This window comes from Streptococcus pseudopneumoniae, assembly GCF_001074975.1.
Lineage (GTDB): Bacteria > Bacillota > Bacilli > Lactobacillales > Streptococcaceae > Streptococcus > Streptococcus pseudopneumoniae_D.
In genome coordinates this window covers 1-5,983 of sequence record NZ_JUUO01000100.1, presented here as the reverse complement: position 1 = coordinate 5,983, position 5,983 = coordinate 1, and the positions used below count along the sequence as shown (strand labels likewise).

The 5,983-nt window shown below is 42.1% G+C and carries 7 protein-coding genes; all 7 read right to left on the bottom strand.

Translation table 11 applies throughout. The features are described 5' to 3' along the window. A partial coding sequence (locus ADI86_RS05475) for a CCA tRNA nucleotidyltransferase (RefSeq protein ID WP_080983183.1) occupies positions 1–471 on the bottom strand: 471 nt, incomplete at its 3' end. Then, positions 468–1,235, bottom strand: a complete 768-nt coding sequence (dapB, locus tag ADI86_RS05470) for a 4-hydroxy-tetrahydrodipicolinate reductase (RefSeq protein WP_049532103.1) — start codon at positions 1,233–1,235, stop codon at positions 468–470. The genes ADI86_RS05475 and dapB, both read right to left, overlap by 4 nt. Positions 1,236–1,509: 274 nt before the next feature. Beyond that, the gene (locus ADI86_RS05465; RefSeq protein ID WP_049532102.1) at positions 1,510–2,358 is read right to left on the bottom strand and encodes a DegV family protein; all 849 of its coding nucleotides are present in this window, start codon (positions 2,356–2,358) and stop codon (positions 1,510–1,512) included. Between the two features lies 1 nt (position 2,359). Continuing rightward, complete coding sequence (locus ADI86_RS05460; RefSeq protein ID WP_049487011.1) at positions 2,360–2,734, bottom strand: DUF1149 family protein; 375 nt, start codon at positions 2,732–2,734, stop codon at positions 2,360–2,362. A gap of 73 nt (positions 2,735–2,807) precedes the next feature. Further along, on the bottom strand, positions 2,808–4,160 hold the full coding sequence (glmM, locus tag ADI86_RS05455; RefSeq protein ID WP_049487012.1) for a phosphoglucosamine mutase: 1,353 nt from the start codon (positions 4,158–4,160) through the stop codon (positions 2,808–2,810). Positions 4,161–4,184: 24 nt separating this feature from the next. Beyond that, positions 4,185–4,964, bottom strand: coding sequence for a CdaR family protein (locus tag ADI86_RS05450; RefSeq protein WP_049532101.1), 780 nt, complete (start codon positions 4,962–4,964; stop codon positions 4,185–4,187). Then, positions 4,951–5,808, bottom strand: a complete 858-nt coding sequence (cdaA, locus tag ADI86_RS05445; protein ID WP_049532100.1) for a diadenylate cyclase CdaA — start codon at positions 5,806–5,808, stop codon at positions 4,951–4,953. The genes ADI86_RS05450 and cdaA overlap by 14 nt, the downstream gene beginning before the upstream one ends. Positions 5,809–5,983: the final 175 nt, after the last annotated feature.

Below are 5,983 nucleotides of genomic sequence, written 5' to 3'. Positions count from 1 at the left end.
GTTGAAACGCTCACTAGCCACTCCAACCGCCCGCAAAACTTGATTTTCTAAATCTTCTAAACCATGGAACAAGTCAATGATTTCCCCTGTTTCGTCCAAGGCAAAGGCGTTGACTGTAAAATCACGGCGCTTGAGGTCTTCTTCTAGCGAGCGAACAAAAGAAACCGCACTGGGTCTGCGATAGTCCACATAGACATCCTCTGTCCGAAAGGTGGTTACCTCATACTCCTCATCCCCATCTAAGACCAAGACAGTTCCATGCTCGATTCCGATATCGGCTGTTCGCGGAAAAATCTGCTTGGTTTCTTCTGGATAAGAAGACGTCGCAATATCCACATCATGGATAGGACGATTGAGAAGGGCATCTCGAACAGATCCCCCAACAAAATAGGCTTCAAAACCTGCTTCTTTAATTTTTTCTAATACTGGTAAAGCCTTCTGAAATTCAGAAGGCATTTGCGTTAATCTCATAATAAGTGTTCTAATCCATAAACAAGCTCATGACGCTTGACAACTTCTTTAATTCCCAAATTCACCCCTGTCATGAAGGAGCTGCGATCATAGGAGTCATGACGGAGGGTCAATCCTTCTCCCTGATTGCCAAAGATGACTTCCTGATGGGCTACCAAACCTGGCAAACGAACTGAATGAATACGCATGCCATCAAAGTCAGCACCACGGGCACCTGCAATCAATTCTTCCTCATCAGGCGCACCTTGCTGAATAGACTCCCGAACCTCGGCCATCAACTCAGCTGTTTTAATAGCCGTTCCACTCGGAGCATCTTTTTTCTTGTCATGATGGAGCTCGATAATCTCCACATTTGGGAAATATTTGGCAGCCTGCGTCGCAAATTGCATGAGCAATACAGCACCCAAGGCAAAGTTAGGGGCAATCAAGCCACCCAAATCTTGGGAACGGGAAAATACTTTTAGCTCTGCAATTTCTTCACTAGTAAATCCTGTCGTTCCAACTACTGGAGCAAAGCCATTTTCAAGAGCAAAGCGTGTATTTTCATAGGCAACAGCTGGAGTTGTAAAATCTACCCAGACATCCGCTTTAAAGCCTGCTAAATCAGCCTTATCATTAAAGACAGGAATTCCCTGCCATTCTGATTCAGACTCAAAAGGATCCAAAACTGCTACCAAGTCCAAGTCTGGATCAGACAAAACCATCTGACAAGCAGCTTGTCCCATTCTTCCCTTAAAGCCAGCAATAATCACTCGAATACTCATCTCTACTCCTGTCTAAGATACAGAGAACGTTAGCTACCCATGAAAAATAGGGAATAGCACTGACTTTCCATGAAAGGCAAGACAGGCATTTTTTTCAAGAGGCAGATAGTCCGTGTTCAATTTCTAAGATACAAAGCCCGTAAGAACCCAAAGTGGAAATAGGAGTTCTGATCAAGGAGTAGATACTCCTTGGAAGAACTATCTTTTTCAAACAGGGTTCCAGGCGTGTTCAGTTGCTATAATACAAAATGTCTTAACTAGCTAGAAGCGCCAACTAAATCACTGGAATATAACCCAAAGCAATACTTCCTGCTCCTAGGTGTGTCCCAATCACACTACCAAATGTAGCAAGTGAAATATCCGTCCCCACTCCAGAATCTAGCAAGTGCTGACGCAATTCCTCAGCCTTTTCAGGAGCATTCCCATGAATGACAATGACCCTATATTGGCCTGAAGCCGTTGTTTCCTTGATAATTTCAATTAAGCGCTTGGTTGCCTTCTTTTCAGTACGAACTTTTTCGTACACTTCAATCACACCTTGGTCATTGAAATAGAGGATTGGCTTAATGCTTAGCAGATTGCCCAAAATAGCAGCTCCATTTGAAAGGCGTCCACCTTTAACCAAGTGGTCCAAGTCATCCACCATGATGAAAGCAGATGTGTGACTAATTTGAATAGCTAGCTTATCCTGAATAATGGCAAAGTCATCACCCTGGTCTCGCCAGTTAAAGACACTTTCAACCATGATACCCAGAGGAGCACTTGTAATCAAAGTGTCTGGGAAGCCAATGGTTAAGCCCTCATAGTCATCGACCATATACTGGATATTTTGGTAAAAACCTGAAATTCCAGAAGATAGGAAAAGCCCCAAAACATGTGTATAGCCTTGTTCTTTGAGCGAAGTTAGAATCTCATCTAACTTTGCAATACTTGGTTGACTGGTCTTAGGCAATTCAGAAGCCTGAGCCATTTTTTGGTAAAACTCCTCAGCAGTCAGATTGATACCTTCGACATACTCCTCACCATCAATATTGACAGGAATATCCAAGACAAATAAATCTTCTCTTTGTAAGGTCTCTGCACTGAGATAGGCAGAGGAATCTGTGATAACAGCTAATTTCATATTAGAACTCCAAATTGATTCCTGGTAAGTCTAATGCAATTTCAGTTACTTCGTAAGTCAAACGGTTAAGCATGTTCAAACATGGACGGGCCAAAGTTTCAACTTCCTCTTGATTAAACTCACTTGGTTCATTTACAATACGACCTTCCACATGGTTAACTTGGGAAATCGTTCCACTGATAACAAATTTGTCAAAGACAATCATAAAACTTAAGACAACCACTAAAGATGTCACTTGATTTTCTTGGTCATGTTGGAGTAATTGGAAGTTCACATCCACCTTAGTTTCAGGAGCTCCATTTTCATTTTCCCATTCAAAATTACGCGCATCAAAATGATACTGACTAACAAATTCTTGTTCACGTTTAAGATTCATGTCTTTCTCCCTTGGCTACAATATTATAAGCTATTGTACCATAATTTTTTATTTTCATCTAGTTTTCTAGGATTTAGTCAATCCCGATTTCAGCTCGAACTACGTCTGCGATAGTATCAACATAGTAGTCCACTTCTTCTGTTGTAGGAGCTTCTGCCATAACACGCAAAAGGGGCTCTGTTCCACTTGGGCGAACAAGAATACGCCCATTCCCTGCCATTTCTTCTTCCATCTTCTCGATGATAGCCTTGATAGCTGGAACTTCCATAGCCTTTTCCTTCATGGCATTTTCCACTCGGATATTGACTAATTTTTGTGGATAGATAGTTACTTCTGCAGCCAACTCTGACAAGCTCTTACCAGTTTCCTTCATGATTTTTGTCAATTGGACAGCTGATAATTGACCATCACCCGTTGTATTGTAGTCCATCAAGATGACGTGACCAGACTGTTCACCACCGAGGTTGTAGCCTGATTTTCTCATTTCTTCCACAACATAGCGGTCGCCAACTGCAGTGACTGCCTTGTTAATGCCCTCACGGTCCAAGGCCTTGTGGAAACCAAGGTTGGACATAACAGTTGTCACGATTGTATTTTGGGCCAATTGTCCTTTTTCAGAAAGGTATTTCCCGATGATGTACATAATCTTGTCACCATCAACGATGTCGCCATTTTCATCAACAGCAATCAAACGGTCACTGTCTCCGTCAAAGGCCAAACCAATAGCTGAGCCGCTTTCTTTGACCACATCTTGAAGAGCTTCTGGGTGAGTTGAACCAACATTAAGGTTGATGTTAAGACCATCTGGTGTTTCCCCGATAACAGTTAATTGAGCGCCAAGGTCTGCAAAGATTTGACGGGCACTTGTAGACGCCGCACCGTTTGCTGTGTCCAAGGCAACCTTCATTCCCTCAAGAGGAGTTCCAGTTGAAACAAGATAGCCTTCATACTTACGCAAGCCTTCTGGATAATCTACCAAGGTTCCCAAGCCTTCTGCACTTGGACGAGGAAGAGTATCTTCCGCAGCGTCTAGCAAGGCTTCAATTTCTGCTTCTTTTTCGTCATCTAGTTTGAAGCCATCACCGCCAAAGAACTTAATTCCGTTATCAAGGGCTGGATTGTGGCTAGCAGAAATCATGACACCAGCACTTGCTCCTTCAGTTTTTACCAAGTAAGCTACTGCTGGTGTTGCCAAAACACCTAGTTTGTATACGTGAATACCAACTGAAAGAAGACCAGCTACCAAGGCAGATTCTAGCATTTCCCCAGAAATACGTGTATCACGTCCTACAAAAACTTTCGGTGCTTCCGTTTCATGTTGGCTAAGAACATAGCCTCCAAAACGTCCTAGTTTAAAGGCCAATTCTGGCGTTAATTCTACGTTAGCTTCTCCACGGACTCCATCAGTCCCAAAATATTTACCCATTTTTATAAAATCCTTTTCCTATTTTTAATTCGTTTTTGAACTAGTTGCTTTCGTTGACGAAGATGTCTCTAACGAACTGCTTGTAGTTGAATTGGATGTGCTTGAACTTGGTGCTACTGGTTTTGTCGTCACCTTCATTGTTGTATCGAACGGAGTGATAACTGCCGGTAAGACAACACCATTGCGATCGATTGCCTGCAAAGGTACTGAACCACTGTAATTACCTGTTATACGTTCGCTGGTTGGTAAAAGCGCAATAACTTTGTCAATCTTAGCTAATGTTTCTTGGTCAGTTGTGACAGAAACCCTTTCATTTGACACGGTTACACTATCAATTTGCAACTTGGGATCAATCTGGCTTTGGTCAACTTGTGGCACAACAATCATCCCATCTCGCTTAACCTTCTTCCCAACTTTCACTGTAATCTTTTGAGGCGTTGCCACAGCAGTCATTCCACTTGGAAGATTTTCAATATTCAAGGGAACTTCAATCGTTCCAACACTGACATCCGTCAAATCCGCTGTGACCTTAAACTTACGAGTGCTCTCCTGCATTTCGCTGGCCAAGGTCACACGATTAGCACCTGTCAGCACAACTGAAACTTCTGATGCAAACCCGCTAATGAAATACTGGTCATCATCATAGTGAATATCGATAGGAACGTTCGTTATCGTATTGGTGTAGGTTTCTGATTTGACCTGCCTTGCGGTATTGCTATTTTGAAAGTTGGTCGACGTTGCATAGATGAATAAGACACAAGCAAAAAAGAGAGATGAAATGATATATAGACTATTTTTTCTCATATTTCCAACCTCCTAGCAAACGGTCCTTGAAACTGGCTTTTTCCTCAACAGCTGGCAAAAGAATTGTTCGTAGCTCTGCTTCAAATTCTTCAATCGTCAAATCATGCTTGAAAACCCCATTGTAAGTAATAGAAATACCGCCTGTTTCCTCTGAGACGATGAAGGTCAAGGCATCGGACACTTCTGATAAACCGATAGCTGCCCGGTGTCTGGTCCCAAATTCCTTGGAAATCCCTGTACTTTCTGTCAAGGGCAAATAGGCCGAAGTCACTGCAATTCGGTTTTCTCTGATAATCACAGCACCATCGTGTAGCGGAGTATTGGGGATAAAGATATTAATGAGGAGTTCAGCTGAAATATTGGCATCCAAGGGAATCCCTGTCGCAATATATTCTTGCAAGGTCCGAACTCGTTGAATGGCAACCAGGGCACCAATCTTACGAGGACTCATATATTCAACCGACTTAACAAAGGCTCGAATCATTTGCTCTTCTGCACTAATTTGAGTAGTAGAAAAGAAATCTGTCGCCCTGCCCAAACGTTCCAAACCAGTCCGAATCTCTGGAGAGAAGATAACAACCGCAGCAATAACTCCATAAGTGATAATCTGATTAATCAACCAAGAAATCGTTGTCAAGCCAAGGATATTGGCCACAACCTGGGCTAATACAAAAATCAAGACCCCTCGCACCAAAATCATAATCTTGGTACCAGCTATCGCTTTTGTAAAACGATATAAAATATAGGCCACAATCAAAATATCAAACAGATTGATGGCAATACTCCAAGGACTAGAAAACAAGCTAGTCCAATATTGCAGGTTGGATAATTGTTGAAAGTTCATCTGCTGTCTCCTCTCTGTCCAAACACGTTCCTTTCTATTATACCATTTTTCTGGCATTTTTTTCCCTATCCTACTTCATTTTAAATTAAAGAAAAAATATGATAAAATAAACTGATACTCAATGAAAATCAAAGAGCAAACTAGGAAGCTAGCCGCAGGCTGTACTTGAGTACGG